A 19,966-nucleotide genomic window follows, 5' to 3' on the forward strand; every position below is an offset into this window, starting at 1 on the left:
CTGTGATGGCCAACGATTGACGGATGAGAGATCGAGCATGAGCCCGAAAAATCCACTGCAGCACGCGCTTGCCTTCATCTGTTTGATCGCCGTCGGGCTCGCGCTCGATTGTGGTTTGGCAACGAGGGCGCAGGCACAACTCAAAGGCACGCAGACGGAAGGCACCATCGCGCCGATCCCGATCGCGATTCCGCTCTTCGTCGGTGACGATCCGCAACTCGCGGCCAACGTCTCCGATGTGCTGCAAGCAGATCTCGAACGGTCCGGCCTGTTCCGGCCCCTCGATCGCGCGTCCTTCCTGGAGCAGATCAGGGACGTCAACGCCGTGCCGCGCTTCGGCGACTGGCGCTCCGTGCAGGCCGATGCCCTGGTCGTTGGGCGCATCGTCAACGCAGGTGACGGCCGTGTGGGCGCCGAGTTCCGGCTTTGGGACGTCGCAAGCGGCAAGCAGCTCGCCGGCCAGCGATTCTCGACGTCAGCGCAGAACTGGCGTCGCATCGCGCATATGATCGCCGACAGCGTCTATGAGCGTCTCACGGGCGAAAAGGGCTACTTCGATACGCGCGTCGTGTTCGTCGACGAGACGGGCCCGGCGCAGAATCGCGTCAAGCGCCTCGCGATCATGGATCAGGACGGCGCCAACGTGCGCCTGCTGACGCAAGGCAAGGAACTCGTGCTCACACCGCGGTTCTCGCCGACGAACCAGGAAATCACCTACATGTCCTACACGTCCGACCAGCCGAAGGTTTTCATCATGAACCTCGAGTCGGGACGGCGTGAGCTTGTGGGCGACTTTCCCGGCATGACGTTCGCGCCGCGCTTCTCGCCGGACGGCCAACGCGTCGTGATGAGTCTCGGCACGCCGGACGGACGCTCCAGCATCTACGAGATGGACCTGCGGACACGGCAGCCGCGACGCCTGACCGAGTCGAGCGGCATCGACACCAGCCCGAGCTATTCCCCTGATGGCCGCCAGATCGTGTTCGAGAGCGACCGTGACGGTACGCAGAAGCTTTATGTCATGAACGCCGACGGCTCTGGCGCACACCCGATCTCGCTCGGTGGCGGCAGCTACTCGACGCCGGTCTGGTCACCGCGTGGCGACTACATCGCCTTCACTCAGCAGGCCGGCGGCCGATTCTTGATTGGCGTGATGAAACCCGACGGCTCCGGAGAGCGCGTTCTGACAGAGGGTTTCCATAATGAAGGGCCGACTTGGGCCCCCAACGGCCGCGTCCTGATGTTCTGGCGCGATTCCCAGTCAACGAGCGGCGGACCGAAGATTTACTCGGTCGACATTACCGGCTTCAACGAGCGCCAAGTGACGACGCCGTCCTTCGCGTCAGACCCCGCTTGGTCACCGCTTCTAAATTAACACCTTCTTTAGAAATGGCGGGCTCCGGAACTTCGAGCAGGTTTCGGAGCAGATCAAATATCATGGTTAAAACAACGAGTTAGGTGCGTTTTCGACGTCCGCAAAAGTGTTGACTTTCCCACACGCGCCGTCGTTGCATTTTCGCATCTATAGGATTGGAAAACTTGGTTTTTGTCGCCTCTGTCCTTGATCGTGCGACGCCCTCCCGGTACCCCAGAGTACGGCTTTTGCCGGAATCGTATCAGGAGATATGACCATGCAGGGTGTGAAGGGGCTGATCCTTTTGTCAGTCATAGCCACGGCTGTCGCAGTTAGCGCATGCCGTCGCGAAGCTGAGCACGTTCCTTTGAAGCTCGGCGGTCCTACCGCAAGCAGCCAGGCCGTTCGCTAATAGCGGACTGTTTGGAACTCAAAGGAGACTACACATGAAGAGCGCAATCGTTCTTGCTGCAGTTCTAGTTGCTGTTGCTGTCGGCGCATGCCGGAAAGAAGTTGAGCATCAGCCTCTGAAGCTCGGCGGTCCGGCCGCTTCGGCTCAGGCAGTGCGCTAAGCACCGCCTGTTGTCTTAGTAACGCGTTTTTCATACCGATCTTCAAGACCGAGTTGTTGGCGATTTCCTCGCCACCATCTCGGTCTTGAGCTTTTTGGCGTATCGATTCGTCGGCTGTCGAATTTCGGTGAGCAACCGAGTCGAAAATGTGCTGACCGCATGACCACATTTTGCATGTGGGAAATTCTGCAAAATCGAATTGGTCGCACGTGCGCCGCAAAGCCGCGATGTTACATACCGTTGGGTCGGCTGAAGGTCTCGCTGCGCTGTCAATTGCGTCGGCATTCGATGCACATGAAATCGCTGTGAATCTGCGGAATCGGCCATATTTTCGGCTGAACATTCCACTAAACGCTGACAGAACAAAGATGGCCTCTTGCGGAGCGGATTAAACGCGATCTGGCTTGCTCGAGAGTTGCGATCGAGACGAAAGGGACAAACGAAATGCTGGCAACGATAGCGCGGAGCATGTGGCTGCGCCTCGCCGCCGTTTCGATTCTCGCAGCGACTGTCGGTGCGTGCGCGAGCAATAAAGAGCTTCAGCCGGACGCTTTGAGCGGCAAATACGGCGCCGCGACTCCCGGATCTCAGCGCGACTTCAGTCAGAACGTCGGCGACATCGTCTACTTCTCGACCGACTCGATCGACCTGACGCCGGAAGCGCAGCAGACGCTCTCGAAGCAGGCGCAGTGGCTGCAACAGTACTCGCAGTACGCAATCACGATCGAAGGTCATGCCGACGAACGCGGCACGCGCGAATACAACATCGCGCTCGGTGCTCGCCGCGCCACGACGGTGCGCAGTTTCCTGTCTCAGCACGGGATCAACGGCGCGCGCATCCGCACGATCTCGTACGGCAAGGAACGTCCGGTCGCGGTTTGCAACGACATTTCCTGCTGGTCGCAGAACCGGCGTGCTCAGACAGTGCTGAACAGCGGCGGCGTCGTAAGCCAGCGCTAAGCACTGTACGTAAATTCAGATTGGCGCGGGGGGCTGAATTAAATTAGCCACACGCGCCAATTGCTTTTGACGGGCTCTAAATCGGCAAAGTTTAGCCTAATTGGACGGCCATAACGGGCGCGAAAGACGAAATACGCGCACCCCGTCCAATGCAGAAATCGCTGTCATCCAGGTTCGTGATTGGCGTCATGTCGGCGGTACTCGCCCTCATGATGGCGTTTACGCTGTCTGCGATTGCGCAGGAAGACGACGACGGTCCGAACGGCGAGACGGCTGCGGAACTGCTTGTCGATGGAATGGACGCGGCTTCGGATCGCGCATACGATTCCGCGCGCCGGCTATTCCAGAAATTGATTTCCGCATTTCCGAATTCGCCCGAAGCAGCGCGCGCGCGCCGGGCGCTGTCGTCTCTCGGCTCCGAAGGAGATACCGAGGAAGGCCGCGCCGCAATCCGCGCCGATGAAGCCGAACGAACGGCCGAGTATCGCCATGCGTTTCTGGTCAGCGTCGGCGATCGGGTATTTTTTGCGGAAAGCAGCGCGGAACTCGGCGGTCGCGCGCTCGCCATTATCGAGGGCCAGGCCCGCTGGCTGAAACTCCGGCCGAATCTGACGGTCACGGTGATCGGCCGCTCCGACGATGGCGGTGATCGCCGATCCGCGCAAACCTTGTCCACGCAGCGGGCTGAAGCTGTGCGTGATCGCCTGATCGCGTCGGGACTCGATGCGAGTCGCGTCGACCTGAGACCAACCGGCAACGACGACAAGGTTGCGGTGTGCTCGACGTCGATGTGCCGGGCGCAGAATCGCAATGCCGAAGTTTTTATTAATGATCTTCGCGATCAGGATCCGATAAGATCGAGCATGCAGTCGTCCGCATCGCGGCCGCCCAGAGGATTGTCGGGCCGCCCCGCCGAGACGGGCCAAGTGGCGCAATAAGCAGGCTTGGCTTCGCCGCGATTGCCGCATGGGCGGGGAAGCTCATGACTCTTCATTTGATTTTGCCCAATATCGGGCGCACGAGACAGTTCGATACGCGATAGCTGTGCTAGACTCGGCGCCGATATCGAAACGAGTAGCTTTGATTGAATCATACGGAGCAGGGCCAGGGCATGGCTAAGCGCAAACTGATTCCAGTCCGATTCGGAATTCCTGTGGCGGCAGTCGCATTGCTTGTCGCGGCGACGCCAGCGCTTGCTCAGTCCAAGGATAAAGCGCCGAAGGCGGCTGACAGTGGCTTGCAGACGCGCGTTCAGTCGCTCGAAGAACAACTCGTCGACATGCAGGTCGTCGTCGGGACGCTCGAAACGTTGGCGAAGAGCGGCGGCTCCGCGCCCGCGCCATTTCCGGCTTCGACAGCCGGAGGCGACGGCGATGCGGCGCGCATCGAAAGTCTCGAGACACAGATCCGAGCGCTGACCGCTCAGGTTCAGCAGCTCTCCGATCAGGTCCGCAGCCTCGGCGGTACGCCGCGCCGGTCGGACATCCCGCCATCCTCTGCCACTGCGTCGGCTGCTGACGGAACCTATCCGCAAGCGCACGATGGCGAGCCAAGCCCCGGATTCGGCTCGACGACGGTCGCGGCAGGTGAGGACGCGATCGGCGGTTTGCTCAACAGCGATAGCGCGCATTCGCCGAACGCTGCTCCGGCCGCTGGAAACCCGGCCGCGGAAGCGCCTCCGGCCTCGGTCGCAACGGCGGCGTTGGCTCCGGCCAGTGAGTCGAGCAACGATCCGAAGCAGCTCTATGAGCAGGCTTACGGCTATCTCTTGCAGCGCGACTACGGCGCGGCGGAAACGTCTTTCACTGAGTTCTTGAAGAAGTTTCCGAACGACTCGCTTTCCGGCAACGCGCAATACTGGCTCGGCGAAACGCATTTCGTTCGTGGGCAATACAAGGCTGCCGCAAGCGCATTCTTGAAGGGCTATCAAACGTACGCGCAGGGCGCGAAGGCCCCCGACAGCTTGCTGAAACTCGCGATGTCGCTCGATCGTCTCGGTCAGAAAGATGCGGCGTGCTCCTCGTTCGCTGAGTTGGCGACCAAGTTTCCGACGGCTCCCAAGAGCGTCAAGACGCGCGCACAAAGCGAACGTCAGCGCGTCGGGTGCCAGTAACGCGTAGCTGGCGGTGAAGAGCGATGTCGCGTGGCTCACATCTGCCGATCACACCCGACGAAGCGGACGCCGCGTTCGAGCCGCTCGCGAAGTTTGAGCACGTCGTCCTCGCAGTTTCGGGCGGACCGGATAGCATGGCTCTGCTCGTGCTGGCCTCCGAATGGCGTCAACGCCGAAACGGCGCTCCGCCATCGCTCTCCGTCGCAACGGTCGATCACGGACTGCGTCCCGAATCTCCGCGCGAGGCCGAGTTTGTCGCGAGCGAAGCGCGGCGATTAGGACTTCCGCACGTCACATTGCCTTGGACGGGGGAGAAGCCATCGCGCGGCATTCCCGACGCCGCGCGCCGCGCACGTTACCGGCTGCTCGATGATCATGCACGCGCGCTGAGCGCGAGCGATGTCGCCGTCGTCACCGCACACCATCAAGGCGATCAGGCAGAGACGTTCGCCATGCGCCTCGCACGAGGAGCAGGCGTCAACGGGCTTGCCGGAATGCCGGCCGAACGCATGTTGCACGAAGGCTCGACCGTTAGCCTCGTGCGGCCGCTGCTGGCGTTCGCCAAATCCCGCCTCATCGCAACGCTTGAAGCACGCGGGCTATCGAGTGTCGATGATCCGAGCAACACGGATCATCGCTATGAGCGCGCGCGCATGCGAAGTGCGCTCTCCGATCTCGATGCGGCCGGAATTTCGCCTGCCGCGCTCGCAACGTCCGCGCGGCGTCTCGGTGAGGCGGAAGCCGCGTTGCGTTTCGCCGACGAATGCTTCGCTGCGACTCTCGCTCTCTCGTTCGGAAACGAAGTCTTCGCCGCGTTCGACCGCAACTCCTTCCGCGCCGGCCCCGCGTTACTCCGCCAGCGCCTTCTCGCGAGCCTCATCGCGCGTTACGGCGGCGCCAGCGAACGACCCGACCTCGTCGAAATCGAAGACCTCACGGCAAAACTTCAGACGGAAGACAAAAGCACCGCAACGCTCGGCGGCGTGATGGTCTCCAGCGGAAGCCGTTTCGTCCGCGTCTGGCGTGAGGCGGGGCGGCTCACGCAGTCTGACCTTATTCTATCTCCAGGCGAGAGCCGGACGTGGGATCGCAGGTTCATTGTCCAGCGCGCGGCGGACGCGATCGGGGCGGTAAAAGTACGTCCGCTCGGCGCGGAGAATTACGCGAGGATTGCTGGCCGTCTCGCCGCTAAATATCGGCCGCCGTCGCGGGCGGCGCATGCGCTGCCGTCGTTCTGGCAAGGTGACGATTTGGTCGCGGTGCCGTCGCTCGCCCCCTTCGCTGTCGCATCGCAAGTGTCGCTCGAGGAGGCGGGTTGCCAACTCAAGGCGTTGGCAGCCGCGGCTGCTTGTTAAGGATTTATAGCCACGCTGTAGGCCGAACTTGTGCGGATGTGCCGAGCCTCCTATGTTAAGCAGGAAATCCGGCTCCATGCTCAGCCGGAGCCCAGAACGCTGGCCGCGTCACTGGCCTAAACAGGGAACCAAATGAACCCTAATTATCAGAAGCTTGCGATCTGGGCGGCGCTGCTCGTCCTGCTGCTCGCGTTATACAACCTGGTTAGCAACCCGAGCCAGTCCAGGCATTCAAACGAGATTCAATATTCGGAATTTCTTGACGCTGTCGATAAGGGTACTGTGTCGGAAGCGGTTCTGGCAGGTAATCGTATCACCGGCACGAAGCGCGATGCGTCGGGCACCGAAGCCGCCTTCGCGACGTATGCACCTGAAGACCCGAATCTCGTGACCCGCCTGCGTGAGAAGGGTGTGAAGTTCAAAGCGCGGCCTGCAGAGGATGAAGTGCAGTCGATCACGAGCATTCTGCTGAGTTGGTTCCCGATGCTGCTTCTGATCGGCGTCTGGATCTTTTTCATGCGCCAGATGCAGTCGGGCTCGGGGCGGGCCATGGGCTTTGGAAAATCGCGCGCGAAGCTCCTGACCGAGCGCCACGGCCGCGTCACGTTCGATGACGTCGCCGGCGTCGACGAGGCGAAATCCGATCTCGAGGAGATCGTCGAGTTCCTTCGCGATCCGCAGAAGTTCCAGCGACTCGGCGGACGCATTCCGCGCGGCTGTCTGCTCGTCGGCCCTCCCGGCACCGGTAAGACGCTGATCGCGCGCGCCGTTGCTGGCGAAGCCAACGTGCCGTTCTTCACGATCTCGGGCTCCGACTTCGTCGAAATGTTCGTCGGTGTCGGCGCGAGCCGAGTCCGCGACATGTTCGAGCAGGCGAAGAAGAACGCGCCGTGCATCATCTTCATCGACGAAATCGACGCCGTCGGCCGCCATCGCGGCGCCGGTCTCGGCGGCGGCAACGACGAGCGTGAGCAGACTCTCAATCAGTTGCTCGTCGAGATGGACGGCTTCGAGGCCAACGAAGGCATCATCATCATCGCGGCGACCAACCGCCCCGACGTGCTCGATCCCGCGTTGCTGCGTCCCGGCCGTTTCGACCGCCAGATCATGGTGCCGAATCCGGACGTGAACGGACGCGAAAAGATCCTCCGCGTGCACATGAAGAAAGTGCCGCTTGCACCCGACGTCGATCCGAAGGTTATCGCGCGCGGTACGCCGGGCTTCTCGGGCGCCGACCTCGCGAACCTCGTCAACGAGGCAGCGCTGCTTGCCGCTCGCCGCAACAAGCGGCTCGTGACGCAGGCCGAGTTCGAGGATTCCAAAGACAAGGTCATGATGGGCGCTGAGCGCAAGACCATGGCCATGACCCAGGAAGAAAAGCTTGCGACCGCCTATCACGAAGCGGGCCACGCCATCGTCAACCTCGTCGTGCCGGGCAACGATCCGCTGCACAAGGTGACGATCGTACCGCGCGGCCGCGCGCTGGGCGTAACGATGAGTTTGCCCGAGCGCGATCGCCTCAGCTATTCGAAGCAGTGGTGCGAAGGCAAGATTGCGATGGCCTTCGGTGGCCGCGTCGCCGAGCAGATCATCTACGGCCGCGAGCACTTGAACACCGGCGCGTCGAGCGACATCAGCCAGGCCACCGGCATCGCCAAGCGCATGGTCACGGAATGGGGCATGAGCGATAAGCTCGGTCCGCTGCTCTATTCCGAGAATTCCCAGGAAGTCTTCCTCGGGCATTCGATTACGCAGCAGAAGAACATGAGCGAGGAAACGGCCAAGCTCATCGACGAAGAGACGCGCCGCATCGTAACCACCGGCCAGAGCATCGCCTGGGAAGTGCTGACGAAGCATAAGGGTGAGCTCGAAACCATGGCGCAGGCGCTCATGGAGTACGAGACGATCAGCGGCGAAGAGTGCCAGGCGATCATGCGCGGCGAGAAGATCGCCCGTCGCGATGACGACGATGGCACGAAGGGTCCGGCAGGTTCGGCCGTGCCGTCGGCAGGGCGTCAACCGCCCCGTCCGCGCAGCGAGCCGTCGGGCGGCATCGACATCGGGCCGGAACCCCAGCCGCAAGGCTGAGCCTCCGCTCAAACACACGATCCACGATCAAACGGCCGCGACCCACTCGCGGCCGTTTTGTTTGCCGACCTCCAACAGGGCCATCGCGCATCCACCTGCCTCATGGTTTTCGCAGCCCATCAGATGCCGGCGACGCCCATCAGATTTCGACGACGCACGTCTTCGTCGAAGTCCTCGCTCCAATTCCCCTCCCCTTAACGGGGAGGGGTTAGGGGTGGGGTGAAAACCCAGGCCGAATACCAACGGCCCGAACAACCCCATCAGCGACCAACGTCTTCGAACTCGTCCAACGGCTCGCCCATCTCCGCCCACTTCGACGGCGTGGCGTGAAAATCCAGGCGCACGTTTGAAACTTTTCTCGTAAGAACACCTGCACACCGATGGACACGGACGCCGAATGAAACGCTCGATCTACCTCCAGCCGACTGCGATCTTCTGGGACAGGAGCGGCCGCCGCGCCATCGACGAGCCCGACATCCCCGAATGGCGGGGATTGCCGCTCGCAGGCGGGCGCTTGTCGTTCGCCGCGCTCGATGTGTTGACGCGCGCAACGCCGGAAACGAAGCGGCGCACGATCGTCCTCGGCGATGCGTTCAGCGGCGACTGGGGCCGCGAGGCTCTGGCGGCCGCCGACATCCTCGAGGAACTGTCCACGCAGCGTCCGCGCATCGCCGGTCTGTCGCTCGACCGGCCGCGCATCATGGGCATCGTCAACGTCACGCCGGACAGCTTCTCCGACGGCGGCGAAAATCTCGATGCCGAGAAAGCAATCGCGCACGGTCTCGCGCTCGTCGCCGAAGGCGCCGACATTCTGGACATCGGCGGCGAGAGCACGCGCCCGCAGTCGGACGCTGTTGCACTCGACGAGGAATTGCGTCGCGTCATCCCGGTCATCGAAGGCCTGTGCGCCAAGACCGACGCCGTGATCTCAATTGACACGCGCAAGGCCGAGGTAATGCGCCGCGCCGCTGCTGCCGGGGCCGACATTCTGAATGACGTCTCGGCGTTCACGCATGATCCGGACTCGCTCGCCATCGCGGCTGAAACCGAGCTGCCCGTCGTCATCATGCACGCGCAGGGCGATCCGAAAACGATGAACGACAATCCGCAGTATGACGATGTCGTCCTCGACGTATTCGATTACCTCGAAAGCCGCGTGCAGGCCTGTGTCGCCGCTGGAATCCCGAAATCAAAAATCGTCGTCGATCCTGGCATCGGCTTCGGCAAGCACCTTCATCACAACGTCGCCGTGATGGCGGGGCTGTCGCTCTATCACGGTCTCGGCGTGCCGGTCCTTCTCGGTGCGAGCCGCAAGAAAATGATCGGTCAGCTCTGCAACGTCGACGATGCAAAGGATCGCGTGTCGGGATCGCTGGCGACTGCTATCGCGGGCGTCGGATCGGGCGTGCAGATCGTGCGCGTTCACGACGTCAAGGAAACGAAGCAGGCGATCGAAGTCTGGCGCGCCTGCACGGCGGGCACCGAAAAAGGTCTCGACTAAACGCGAGAAACGGCGCGGCGCTCAAAGCTCCGGCGTCTTGCGTCCATGCAGAACCGCGTAGAGCGCGGCGCTTCCGATCAGAAGCAGCGCGGCGATCGCCGGAGCACGCCAGTCGCTGCTCGCCAGTCGAGTCAAAAGCAGGCCCGCGCAAACGGCCATTCCGGCGAGCGGCAGGATCACGGGAATTTCGAACTGACCCGGCTTTTCGCCCGCGCGTCGCTTGAGTGCGATCAGCGACGCGTTGACGGCGATGAACACCACAAGAAGCAGCAGGACGGTCGCCGCAGCAAGATCGGCGATGCCACCCGCAATCACGAGCAGCAGGGACACCGCCAGTAGGGCCATCACGGCGATATGAGGCGTGCGTTGCTTCGCGTGGACCCGCGCGAAATGATCCGGCAGCAATCCTTGTCCCGCCATGCCGTAGATCAGGCGCGAGGCCGTGACGTAATTCACGAGCGCCGTGTTCGCGACCGAGAACAGCGCAATGAATGTCATGATACCGGGCGGAATACCCGGCGCGCTGCGGCGCATGACTTCAGTCAGCGGGCTCGATGTCGTCGCCAGCTCATGCCACGGGACAACCGACACGGCGGTGACCGCGACCGCTATGTAGAGCAGCGCCGCCGTAAAGGTCGCGATGATCAGACCGCGTGGAATAGTCCGCTCCGGATCTTTGCATTCCTCCGCGACGTTGATCGCATCCTCGAATCCGATGAACGCGAAGAACGTCAGAACCGACGCTTGCAGCACGATCACGCCGAAGGCCGTATCCGCGCGTTCCGGCGGCGTCTGGAAGTAGTCGACGCTGCCCCAGTAGGAAATGCCGGATGCGATCACGAGCAGCAAACCGCCGACTTCCATCAGCGTGCAAACCACGTTGACCCACATGCTCTCACGGATGCCGCGAAAGACGATGCCGCCGAGAATGAGAAGAAATCCGATGGCGATGAATGCCGGTGAAAGCTGTTCGAGGCCCACCATGTCCGCCAGGATGGTAGCGAAAATCTTGGATTGCGTCGCGATCGACGTCAGGCCCGATGCCACGAGCGCGAGGCCGATGATGAAGCTCACGATTGGAATGCGAAACGCGCGCCCCGTCACGTAGGCGGCGCCACCCGCCCTCGGATAGCGCGAGCCGAGCGACGCATAGGAAAGCGACGTCAGGAGAGCAGCGCAGAGCGCGACGACAAACGACAGCCAGACTGCAGATCCGGCCTCGCCGGCAGCCTTTCCGATCAGCCCGTAAATTCCAGATCCGACCATGCTGCCGAGCGCGTAAAGCGCGAGCTGCGTCGTGCCGATCGAGCGGCGCAGGACAGGCCCGTCCCGTTGCGTCTGGTCATTTGCGTTGTCGCTCATGCGGTGCTCCGATGCGCGACGACACGCGGATGGGATTGAGGCTCAGCTCGCGGCAGCCTTGCGGTCGGCGAGACGCTGCTCCGCGGCCGCGACGATGGCTTTGCGGATATCGTCCAGCCGCCGGAGCTTGGCGTCGACGGGAACGTGTTGCGCTTCCGCGAACGCCCGCAGATTTTCAACCGTCTTGATTTCCTGCAGACGCTTGCTCAGTCCATCGCGGCCCTGCTTCGCGAGCACCACGATCGCCGAAAACAGATACGGATTAAAGTTCTCGGCGCGGGCATGACGAGCCGCGAGTTCCGGCGCGGCGTCGCCCTTCGCGGCGGCCTGCTCGGTGCGAGGAACGTCGTCCGGCATATCCCAGACGAGCATCCGGTTGACGGCTTTCGTCAACGCTTCGGCGAGCCGCTCGGCGGCCGTATCGTCGAGTGATGTCTCACGCCGGATATGCGCGCTGAAAAAGCTGCGCATCTTATCGCCGGGCCAGAGCTGTGTGCCTTTGCTCATGATCGATGCGCTTTTCGACTGATGGCTTTAGGAAACCGCAACCTTGGTTTTCTTGTTTGCGGAGATCGAGTCAATGATCCGCGAGATTTCCTGGTAAAGTTCTTTCACGTCGCCCGCCGCGTCCGAATATTTCGCGTCGATCGAACGGAGCTGCCCGACATAGTCGAAGGCATTGGCGATGCCGTTTCGCTGCGGCAGGAACGTCTCCAGGACCGGATGCACGAGGCTGATTTCCTCGATCATCATATAATCCTTGTCGTCGTTCCGCACGTAGTTTGCAAGGCAGGCGTAGCGCCGGTCGTCCATCGGAATTTCCGAAAGGTCGTCGAGGTTCCGGGTGTCTTCGATCAGCATCGCCACGCGGTCGACCGCGAGCTGCGAAACATAGTCCGGGCGGAACGGAACGATGACCTTGTCCGCCGTCTTGAGCGCGGCAAGCGCCGCGAACGACAGCCCCGGCGCGCAGTCGAGGATCACGACGTCGTAGTCGCCCTCGAAACGCCGGATCAGGCTTTCCATGCGTCCGCGTACCCGGTTCGCGACGACGTCCGGAATGTTGCTCTGATTGGCCTGCTTTAGATAAAGCTCGCCCTGGATATCCTCGAGCAGCAGCGATCCGGGCACGAGCGAGATCGGCGCGGGCTTGCCGTTGGCCGCCGAAACGTCACCGGCGTTCTTGGAAACGTAATCGCGCGCGTTGGCCGGGATACCGTCGAACAGGTCGTAGAAATAGTCGGCAATCGTCTTTCCGGCCTTGCGCGCCTCGTTCCATCCCTGGCCGCCCATCAGGATCAACGATGCATTACACTGCGAATCGAGATCGATGAGCAACACGCGCTTGCCGCCGTGAACCGCCAGCGCGTGCGCCAGCATCACGGAGACGGTGGATTTCCCGACCCCGCCCTTGCGGTTCGCCACCGCCAGAAACACTGCCATAAACCTTTTACCCCTCGCTATGCCGGCCCTGACCCTCATCGCCGGCAGACGCAAAACAAACCTAGCCGACCTATGGGCCGATTCCGTGGCCCTATCCAAGAGCGGCCGAAGCCGCCATGATGGTCGCTATGTCACTACAACGCGGGGGAAAATGGTCGGAAATTTGCGTAAGCTCAACCTTCGAAGTGGCATGATCGTACGATCCGCACCGAGTGTGGCCCGTAATCAGCGGCGAGAGTCGCTGCGCCAAGCTCGCCTTCCGCGGTAACTTTGGATAATGAATCTCGGGAATAGACCTTCCAGCAGGGGCACGTCGGGAGAGCACATGTCACGCCGCTATTTTGGGACAGACGGTATTCGCGGCCAGGCCAACCGCCATCCGATGACGTCGGAGATCGCGCTGAAAGTCGGCATGGCGGCCGGGACCATGTTCCGCTCCGGCAACCATCGGCATCGTGTGGTGATCGGCAAGGATACGCGGCTCTCGGGCTATATGCTGGAAGCTGCGCTCATGTCCGGCTTCACGTCGGTCGGCATGGACGTCTTTCTCTTGGGGCCGATGCCGACGCCGGCCGTCGCGATGCTGACGCGCTCGCTCCGCGCCGATCTGGGGGTGATGCTGTCGGCGTCCCACAACCCGTCGAGCGACAACGGCATCAAGCTCTTCGACGCCGAGGGCTACAAGCTGTCCGACGAGATGGAGCGCCAGATCGAGGATCTGATCGACACCGACTCCAAGACCTTGCTGGCCCCAGCCGAGCAGATCGGCCGGGCGACGCGGGTTGAAAGCGCACAGGAACGCTATATCGAATTCGCCAAGCGCACGATGCCGAAGCACCTGCGCCTCGCTGGCCTTCGCATCGTCATCGATTGCGCCAACGGCGCCGCTTACAAGGTCGCCCCCGAAGCGCTCTGGGAACTCGGCGCGGAAGTAATCAAGATCGGCGTCGAACCCAACGGCCAGAACATCAACCTCAATTGCGGCTCGACCGCACCCGATCTTCTGGTCGAAAAAGTCAAGGAATTCCGGGCTGATATCGGCATCGGCCTCGACGGCGACGCGGACCGCGTCGTCATCGTCGACGAGAAGGGCCGGATCGTCAACGGCGACCAGCTGATGGCGGTCATCGCCGACAGCTGGCAGCGTTCTGGACAACTGACGGCGGGCGGCATCGTCGCGACGGTGATGAGCAACCTCGGCCTCGAACGCTATCTGAAGTCGATCGGCTTGACGATGGCGCGCACGCCCGTCGGCGATCGCTACGTCACCGAACACATGCGCAAGCATGGCTTCAACGTCGGAGGCGAACAGTCCGGCCACATCGTGCTGTCGGACTTCACGACGACCGGCGACGGTCTCGTCTCCGCTCTGCAAATCCTCGCCTGCGTCGTCGCAACCGGCAAGACCGTCTCGGAAGTCTGCGACCGCTTTCATCCGCTTCCGCAAATCCTGCGCAATGTGCGCTACGGCAGCGGCAAGCCGCTGGACGATAACCGCGTCGTCAAGGCGATCGAGGGCGCGAAGGCGAAACTCGGCGAAAACGGCCGCCTCGTCATTCGCCCGTCGGGCACCGAGCCCGTCATTCGCGTGATGGCGGAAGGGGACGACGAGCAGGTCGTCTCGAGCATCGTCGGCGACATCGTAGACGCCGTGAAATCCGCCGCTGCAGCCTGATCGGCGTTCTGAGCCGCGTCTCGATCAACGTCCGGGTACGCTCGGCGAAGCGCGAGCGAACGCGATGATTGCCGCCGACTGAGCGTTCTGATTTCCGGCGTTGCAATATAGTCCGTTTACGCCGCGTTCTACTGCCGAAGTCGCCCCAGCGTGCCAATTCCCAACGCTGATTAAGTGTCCTTTAATCGTTTCGTCTGCATTGTCCTCACCGGTTCATTATCCGGCTCGGCCGCTTTGTTCGCACCGCGTCGGAGCGAAAAGGAAATGTCAGATGTTCAACGCGCGCAAAGTATCGATTCTCGGCGCGGCCTTCGTTCTCGGTAGTGTTCTGAGTGCGTCGGCTGCAGATCTCGGTGGCTTGAAGGACGAACCCGTCGCGGCACCGGCCGCAGCCGGTCCCTCCGGCTGGTACATTCGCGCCGACGGCGGATACGCCTGGTACAACAAGCCCGGCATCGAAATCACCGACCCTTTCAGCGCGCATGACACGAACATGGACGGCGCATGGAGCGTCGGCGGCGGCATCGGCCGTTACTTCGGTCGCGGCTTCCGCGGTGACATCACCGTCGATCATCTGTTTGACGCCTCGGCGAAAACGACGCTGTGCGAATGCGGCACCGACGTCGGTCACGCAAAGTTCGACTTCAGCAGCACTGTCGTGCTCGCCAACCTATATTACGACATCAATCGCGGCGGCCGCTTCATGCCGTACATCGGCGGCGGCGTCGGCTTTGCGCACAACGAAGCCTCCAGCGGTACGATCGATCCGGAATGCGGCTGCGAAGGCACCATCGGAGGCGGATCGAGCAACAGCTTTGCAGCTGCAGGTATGGCCGGCTTTGCCTGGCGCATTCGCGGCGGCGAAATGCGTTACATGGGCGGCGGAATGAAGGACGAGCCGGTGGCTGTCAGCAGCGGCAACGCGCTCTACCTCGATGTCGGCTATCGCTTCCTCTATCTCGGCGACGTCAAGACGGGTTCGGCTGACTGGAGCGGCAACTCGGTTGACGAAGTCAAGGTGAAGGACGTGACGGCGCATCAGATCCGCGTCGGCCTTCGTTACGACTTGAACTAGTTCGCGTTGGCGCGCCTCGCGCGCCGCGAAGAGACGGCCGGGAGCAGGGGCGCGTTTGCGCCTGCTCTCGAACTAAGCGTAAATGCCAACGGTGTGGTTCGTTCCATGGCGTTTTGCTGCGAGCATCCCGAGTGTGGATCGCAGCAAGCCGTCTGTCCCTCGTGTGGCTCGGTTAGCGCATGCGTAGCGTTGAACAGAGTCCTGAGCGGCGCATTTCGCGTCCGCTTGCATGGGGAAGAGGCGGCTATGACGTTTTCGAAAGCGCTCGCATTGGCGGGCCTCACGCTGATTGGAGCTGCGACGCCGGGCTGGGCAGCCGATTGGGGCGGCGTCAGAGACATGGGCGGCGGAGTTCCGATTCCCGTTCCCGCGCCAGCTCCGGTTCCCACATACGATTACGACTCCGACTGGTACGTCGGCCTCGGGATCGGCGCCAACATCTCGCAAAGCGCCAAGATCAAAGATAGCGATATCGACTATCTGGGCAATTCAACCCCTGGCTATCTGGCGCGAGACAGCGGTGACATTGGCGCGTCGCCGATCTTCAGCGGCAGTTTCGGTCGCTACATCACACCGTCGCTGCGCGCAGAAGTCGTTTTCGATTATTCGCCCGACGCCGAGATCAGCGATTCACGCAAACTCGGATATGCTGTTATGAACAGCGCTCCAAAGATTTCTGGAGGCGTCGTCAGCATCGATACGAACGCCTATGCAGTCACACGCACGGACACGGTAAAGCTCGCGCGCACGACGGGGCTGGTCAATCTACTTTACGATATACAAACTGGTACGCGCTTCACGCCTTACATCGGCGGCGGCGTCGGGTTCACGTGGCGCAGTTTGCGCCGAAATTACACGGAAAATGCGACGTGCATCGGAGCAACGAATTCGGTCGATGGGCTGTACTTGCCTTTAGGAACGTGCTCCGGAAACACGTATCTGCCTGCAAACGGCACGATCTCAGGCTCGAGCTCCAAACAGCAGTTCGACTTCGCAGCCGCCGTGCAAGCAGGCTTGGCCTACAACATTACGGACTCGATCATCTGGGATAATGGCTGGCAGATGCTCTGGGAAAGCAACGCCATCGCATCGTCAGCGCCTTCTGCATCGGGCGAAAATCGCATCGTGTTTAAGGACTCGACTGTGCAGCAATTCCGCTCCGGCATCCGCATCAGGTTCGACTGAAAGCTGCGCACCTTTGTTGTCGGTGCCCAAAGGCGGCCGAAATGGCCGCCTTTTTTCGTTTCCGCCCTCAGTCAAGCCGCGTCGCTACAGCCAATTTTTAGCTTGAGCGATCTCGTGCTAAGAGGCCCGGCCCGTCGCAGTGACGGGACCAACGACGGGAATGAAATGTCCGCACCAGAAAAGCCAAAAAACAAGCCGAACCGGCCGTTCTTTTCCTCCGGCCCTTGCGCCAAGCGTCCAGGCTGGACCGCGAACGCGCTGAACAGTGCTCTCACCGGACGCTCGCATCGTTCGCCCGAGGGACGGGAACGGCTGAAGCGCGCGATCACGCTGACGCATGAAGTTCTGCGTGTTCCCGAAGGCTACAAGGTCGCGATCCTTCCCGGTTCCGATACCGGCGCGGTCGAGCTTGCGATGTGGAATCTCCTCGGCGCGCGCGGCGTCGATGTCCTCGCCTGGGACGTGTTCGGACGCGTCTGGCTGCGCGACGTAGCGGAAGAGCTGAAGCTCCCCGGCGCGCGCACGATGGACGCCGAGCCCGGCCACCTGCCGGACTTATCGAAAGTCGATTTCGCGCGCGATGTGGTCTTCACTTGGAACGGCACGACGACCGGTGTGCGCATCCCTGACGCAAATTGGATTCCCGATGATCGCCAGGGACTGACGATCTGCGACGCGACGTCGGCGCTGATGGGACAGACGATCGATCTCAACAAGATCGACGTGCTGACTTATTCCTGGCAGAAGGCGTTCGGCGCCGAAGCCGCGCACGGCATGGCGATCATGTCGCCGCGCGCGCTCGAACGGCTCGCGTCCTACACGCCAGCTTGGCCGATCCCGCGCTTGTTCCGCATCAAGAACCGTGGCGAGATCGTTCATGACGTCTTCGAAGGCGTGACGATCAACACGCCGTCGATGCTCTGCGTCGAGGATTATCTCGATGGGCTCAACTGGGTGAAGGAAATTGGCGGCATCGACGCCACCATCGCGCGCGCGCACGCCAACGCCGAAGTGCTCTATGCCTGGATCGAGCGAACGCCCTGGGCGGAAGCGCTGCCTGTCGATCCGAAGACGCGCTCGGAAACGTCCGTTGCGATCCGTTTCGTCGAGCCGGATCTCCTCGCGCTCGGCGAGGCGAAAGCGCTCGCCGTGCAGAACGACATGGTGCGCATCCTCGCCAGCGAGAAGGCGGCGTTCGACCTTGGCGCCTATCGTGGTATGCCCATCGGCCTGCGCATCTGGTGCGGTCCGACGATCGAGAAGGCCGACCTGCTCGACCTTCTGCCCTGGCTCGAATGGTCATACGCCGAGGCGCGCCGCCAAAACGGGCTGTGAAGCCATAATTTGAGCCCGTCGAAAGGTTAACGCGGCCATGAGTCAAAGCTTTTGCTGTGGCAGCGTATCGGCGATAATAACGGCCGTGCGCCCCTGGCTGCGGGAAGGGCGGCGCTTGTCGATCCGTAACAATAACGAAGGTTCCAGCGCGATGCGTTTTGCCCTTGCGGCAGTTCTTGTGGCTGCCCAGTCTGTGAGTGCGCTTGCCGCCGACGTTCCCGCGACGTCTTCGGTGGACGCGGTGACCGTGTTTCTGTCGGGCGCGGAAGTCACGCGCCTCGCCAAGGTGAAGCTCGACAAGGGTGAGAACACGATCATTCTGGGCGACGTTCCGGCGAGCGCTGTTCCGGGGTCGATCCGCGTCGAAGGCAAGGCGACGGGCAAGATCGAGATCGGTTCCGTCGATACCGCTCGCAAGCTTCTGCAGCGTGAGGAAAGCCAGGCCGCCGACGTTAAACGCAAAGAACTCGAAGATCGCGTTGAGCAGCTCAAGGATGAACGATCGACGATCGACGCGCAGGCTCAGGCCGCGGCGATCCAGAAGAAGCTGATCGCAAATCTGGCGGAGCTTCCGAAACGGCCGCGGCCCTCAGACACAACGCCCGGCGCCGGCGAGGACTGGCAGAAGATCCTCTCGCTCATTCCGCAAGTCGCTGGCGAGTCCGGCAAGCTCGCCCTCGATGCGCAACAGAAAATCCGCGCCATCGATCGCAGCATCAAGGACCTGAAGAACCAGCTCGCGTCTCTCGCGCCCGCCAAGACGCAGCAAACCGAAATCCGTGTTTTCGTTTTCGCGCAGACGCCGGTCGATGCCGATCTGACGATCCGCTATCAGGTGCCGGACGCGAACTGGGCTCCGATTTACGACGCCCGCCTCCAGACAGGCACGAAGACCGAGCCGCCGAAGTTGACGCTCGCCCGCCGCGCCGCGATTTCGCAAAAGTCTGGCGAGGATTGGACGGGCGTATCGCTGCAGCTTTCGACCTCGCGTCCCTCCGACGGTGCATCCGCACCGGCGCTCGATACGCAATTCGTCGATTACGAGCAGCCGCCAAGGCCCGTTGCCGCGGCTCCGGCCTCGGCAAACTTCGAGCTTGCGAAACGTGACCGGCTTGCCGATGGACGCGCGCTCGCAGGCGCTGCGCCGCCGCCGCCAGTCGAGCAGCAAGCGGAAGAAGTCGCGGCCCCGGAACCTGTCGTCGAAACCGTGGCGAAGCTCGACAGCGCGCCGTTTGAAGCGACGTTCGAAGTGCCGGGTCGCACGACGGTCACAGGCAACGGCGACGCCAAGCGCGTGCTGCTGATGGCGGATGAAATCGAGCCGGCGCTCGGCAGCAGGGCTGTGCCGAAGCTTGATTCCAACGCCTATCTCTACGCCACCCTCAAGATCGCCAAGGGCACGCCGCTGCTGCCCGGCCGTGTCTATCTCTTCCGCGACGGAACGTTTGTCGGAACCGGAGATGTGCCACTGCTGCCGCCCGGCGAAGAATACAAGCTTGGCTTCGGCATCGACGATCAGGTCAAGGTGAAGTACGCGGTGCTTGAAGAAAAGCGCGGCGAAAGCGGGATTATTTCGACATCGCATGTCGATAGCCGCAGCTTCCGCGTCAACGTCAAGAACCTGCACGAGCGGCCGATCAACGTGACGATCCTCGACCGTGTTCCCGTTTCGCAGAACGACGAGATCAAGGTCGAATACACGGGTCGCGCGACTCCGACGACGCAGAATGTCGATGATCGTCGCGGCGTCGTGGCCTTCGAGGCCAAGCTCGATCCCGATGAAGAGAAGATTCTGGAATACGGCTATCGCATCTCGTGGCCGGCGTCGAAGTCGATTGTCTACGGTCCATAAGCGAGCCTGCGGGTAGTTGAGTTTCCGAAACGAAATCTGAAAAACGCGCGGTGTCACCGCATGGCCTCGGCTTCTGCCGGGGCCAAGTCATGAGAA

General features: G+C 62.0%; 16 protein-coding genes. 13 read left to right on the top strand and 3 right to left on the bottom strand.

What is annotated here, in order from left to right; translation table 11 throughout:
- The first annotated feature begins 37 nt into the window (after window positions 1-37).
- The 8 genes from tolB (at window position 38) to folP (ending at window position 9,943) form a co-directional block, all read left to right on the top strand.
- Entirely contained in the window at window positions 38-1,375 is a 1,338-nt protein-coding gene (gene tolB / locus HYPGJ_RS17120) for a Tol-Pal system beta propeller repeat protein TolB (protein ID WP_046848164.1), read from the top strand.
- A gap of 425 nt (window positions 1,376-1,800) precedes the next feature.
- Window positions 1,801-1,926 (top strand): hypothetical protein, encoded by a 126-nt coding sequence (locus HYPGJ_RS19565; protein WP_013216377.1) that lies wholly within the window; start codon window positions 1,801-1,803, stop codon window positions 1,924-1,926.
- A gap of 444 nt (window positions 1,927-2,370) precedes the next feature.
- Window positions 2,371-2,886 (top strand): peptidoglycan-associated lipoprotein Pal, encoded by a 516-nt coding sequence (gene pal / locus HYPGJ_RS17125; RefSeq protein WP_046848165.1) that lies wholly within the window; start codon window positions 2,371-2,373, stop codon window positions 2,884-2,886.
- Between the two features lie 188 nt (window positions 2,887-3,074).
- Window positions 3,075-3,824, top strand: coding sequence for an OmpA family protein (locus tag HYPGJ_RS17130; protein WP_244466223.1), 750 nt, complete (start codon window positions 3,075-3,077; stop codon window positions 3,822-3,824).
- A 173-nt stretch (window positions 3,825-3,997) separates the two neighbouring features.
- On the top strand, window positions 3,998-4,999 hold the full coding sequence (gene ybgF, locus HYPGJ_RS17135; protein WP_046848167.1) for a tol-pal system protein YbgF: 1,002 nt from the start codon (window positions 3,998-4,000) through the stop codon (window positions 4,997-4,999).
- Between the two features lie 23 nt (window positions 5,000-5,022).
- A complete protein-coding gene (tilS, locus tag HYPGJ_RS17140) occupies window positions 5,023-6,354 on the top strand; it encodes a tRNA lysidine(34) synthetase TilS (RefSeq protein WP_046848168.1) in 1,332 nt (443 codons plus the stop codon).
- A 132-nt stretch (window positions 6,355-6,486) separates the two neighbouring features.
- Window positions 6,487-8,442, top strand: coding sequence for an ATP-dependent zinc metalloprotease FtsH (gene ftsH, locus HYPGJ_RS17145; protein ID WP_046848169.1), 1,956 nt, complete (start codon window positions 6,487-6,489; stop codon window positions 8,440-8,442).
- 397 nt (window positions 8,443-8,839) lie between these two features.
- The gene (folP, locus tag HYPGJ_RS17150; protein WP_083984168.1) at window positions 8,840-9,943 is read left to right on the top strand and encodes a dihydropteroate synthase; all 1,104 of its coding nucleotides are present in this window, start codon (window positions 8,840-8,842) and stop codon (window positions 9,941-9,943) included.
- A gap of 21 nt (window positions 9,944-9,964) precedes the next feature.
- Here folP and HYPGJ_RS17155 read toward each other — a convergent pair whose 3' ends face one another.
- From HYPGJ_RS17155 to HYPGJ_RS17165, 3 genes are read right to left on the bottom strand one after another with little or no spacing between them, the layout of a single operon-like run.
- The gene (locus HYPGJ_RS17155; protein WP_046848170.1) at window positions 9,965-11,305 is read right to left on the bottom strand and encodes an APC family permease; all 1,341 of its coding nucleotides are present in this window, start codon (window positions 11,303-11,305) and stop codon (window positions 9,965-9,967) included.
- Between the two features lie 42 nt (window positions 11,306-11,347).
- Window positions 11,348-11,812 carry a hypothetical protein gene (locus HYPGJ_RS17160; protein WP_046848171.1) on the bottom strand — a complete coding sequence of 155 codons (465 nt, stop codon included), beginning with the start codon at window positions 11,810-11,812 and terminating at the stop codon, window positions 11,348-11,350.
- A 27-nt stretch (window positions 11,813-11,839) separates the two neighbouring features.
- Complete coding sequence (locus HYPGJ_RS17165) at window positions 11,840-12,748, bottom strand: ParA family protein (protein ID WP_046848172.1); 909 nt, start codon at window positions 12,746-12,748, stop codon at window positions 11,840-11,842.
- A 325-nt stretch (window positions 12,749-13,073) separates the two neighbouring features.
- Between HYPGJ_RS17165 and glmM the strand changes: the two genes are divergently transcribed.
- From glmM to HYPGJ_RS17190, 5 genes are all read left to right on the top strand, one after another.
- On the top strand, window positions 13,074-14,423 hold the full coding sequence (gene glmM, locus HYPGJ_RS17170) for a phosphoglucosamine mutase (RefSeq protein ID WP_046848173.1): 1,350 nt from the start codon (window positions 13,074-13,076) through the stop codon (window positions 14,421-14,423).
- Window positions 14,424-14,694: 271 nt separating this feature from the next.
- Window positions 14,695-15,498: an outer membrane beta-barrel protein gene (locus HYPGJ_RS17175; protein ID WP_046848174.1), complete on the top strand. Its 804-nt coding sequence runs from the start codon at window positions 14,695-14,697 to the stop codon at window positions 15,496-15,498.
- A gap of 246 nt (window positions 15,499-15,744) precedes the next feature.
- A complete protein-coding gene (locus HYPGJ_RS17180) occupies window positions 15,745-16,683 on the top strand; it encodes a hypothetical protein (RefSeq protein WP_046848175.1) in 939 nt (312 codons plus the stop codon).
- A gap of 165 nt (window positions 16,684-16,848) precedes the next feature.
- Entirely contained in the window at window positions 16,849-18,018 is a 1,170-nt protein-coding gene (locus tag HYPGJ_RS17185) for a phosphoserine transaminase (protein WP_046848176.1), read from the top strand.
- Window positions 18,019-18,169: 151 nt separating this feature from the next.
- Window positions 18,170-19,870 carry a mucoidy inhibitor MuiA family protein gene (locus HYPGJ_RS17190; protein ID WP_046848177.1) on the top strand — a complete coding sequence of 567 codons (1,701 nt, stop codon included), beginning with the start codon at window positions 18,170-18,172 and terminating at the stop codon, window positions 19,868-19,870.
- The last annotated feature ends 96 nt before the right edge of the window (window positions 19,871-19,966 follow it).

It is taken from the genome of Hyphomicrobium sp. GJ21 (assembly GCF_001006785.1).
In the GTDB taxonomy this organism is placed as follows: Bacteria; Pseudomonadota; Alphaproteobacteria; order Rhizobiales; family Hyphomicrobiaceae; genus Hyphomicrobium_B.

Coding starts and splice junctions, on each gene's coding strand:
- tolB (WP_046848164.1), top strand. CDS start 38: ATGAGCCCGAAAAATCCACTGCAGCACGCGCTTGCCTTCATCTGTTTG.
- HYPGJ_RS19565 (WP_013216377.1), top strand. CDS start 1,801: ATGAAGAGCGCAATCGTTCTTGCTGCAGTTCTAGTTGCTGTTGCTGTC.
- pal (WP_046848165.1), top strand. CDS start 2,371: ATGCTGGCAACGATAGCGCGGAGCATGTGGCTGCGCCTCGCCGCCGTT.
- HYPGJ_RS17130 (WP_244466223.1), top strand. CDS start 3,075: ATGTCGGCGGTACTCGCCCTCATGATGGCGTTTACGCTGTCTGCGATT.
- ybgF (WP_046848167.1), top strand. CDS start 3,998: ATGGCTAAGCGCAAACTGATTCCAGTCCGATTCGGAATTCCTGTGGCG.
- tilS (WP_046848168.1), top strand. CDS start 5,023: ATGTCGCGTGGCTCACATCTGCCGATCACACCCGACGAAGCGGACGCC.
- ftsH (WP_046848169.1), top strand. CDS start 6,487: ATGAACCCTAATTATCAGAAGCTTGCGATCTGGGCGGCGCTGCTCGTC.
- folP (WP_083984168.1), top strand. CDS start 8,840: ATGAAACGCTCGATCTACCTCCAGCCGACTGCGATCTTCTGGGACAGG.
- HYPGJ_RS17155 (WP_046848170.1), bottom strand. CDS start 11,305: ATGAGCGACAACGCAAATGACCAGACGCAACGGGACGGGCCTGTCCTG.
- HYPGJ_RS17160 (WP_046848171.1), bottom strand. CDS start 11,812: ATGAGCAAAGGCACACAGCTCTGGCCCGGCGATAAGATGCGCAGCTTT.
- HYPGJ_RS17165 (WP_046848172.1), bottom strand. CDS start 12,748: ATGGCAGTGTTTCTGGCGGTGGCGAACCGCAAGGGCGGGGTCGGGAAA.
- glmM (WP_046848173.1), top strand. CDS start 13,074: ATGTCACGCCGCTATTTTGGGACAGACGGTATTCGCGGCCAGGCCAAC.
- HYPGJ_RS17175 (WP_046848174.1), top strand. CDS start 14,695: ATGTTCAACGCGCGCAAAGTATCGATTCTCGGCGCGGCCTTCGTTCTC.
- HYPGJ_RS17180 (WP_046848175.1), top strand. CDS start 15,745: ATGACGTTTTCGAAAGCGCTCGCATTGGCGGGCCTCACGCTGATTGGA.
- HYPGJ_RS17185 (WP_046848176.1), top strand. CDS start 16,849: ATGTCCGCACCAGAAAAGCCAAAAAACAAGCCGAACCGGCCGTTCTTT.
- HYPGJ_RS17190 (WP_046848177.1), top strand. CDS start 18,170: ATGCGTTTTGCCCTTGCGGCAGTTCTTGTGGCTGCCCAGTCTGTGAGT.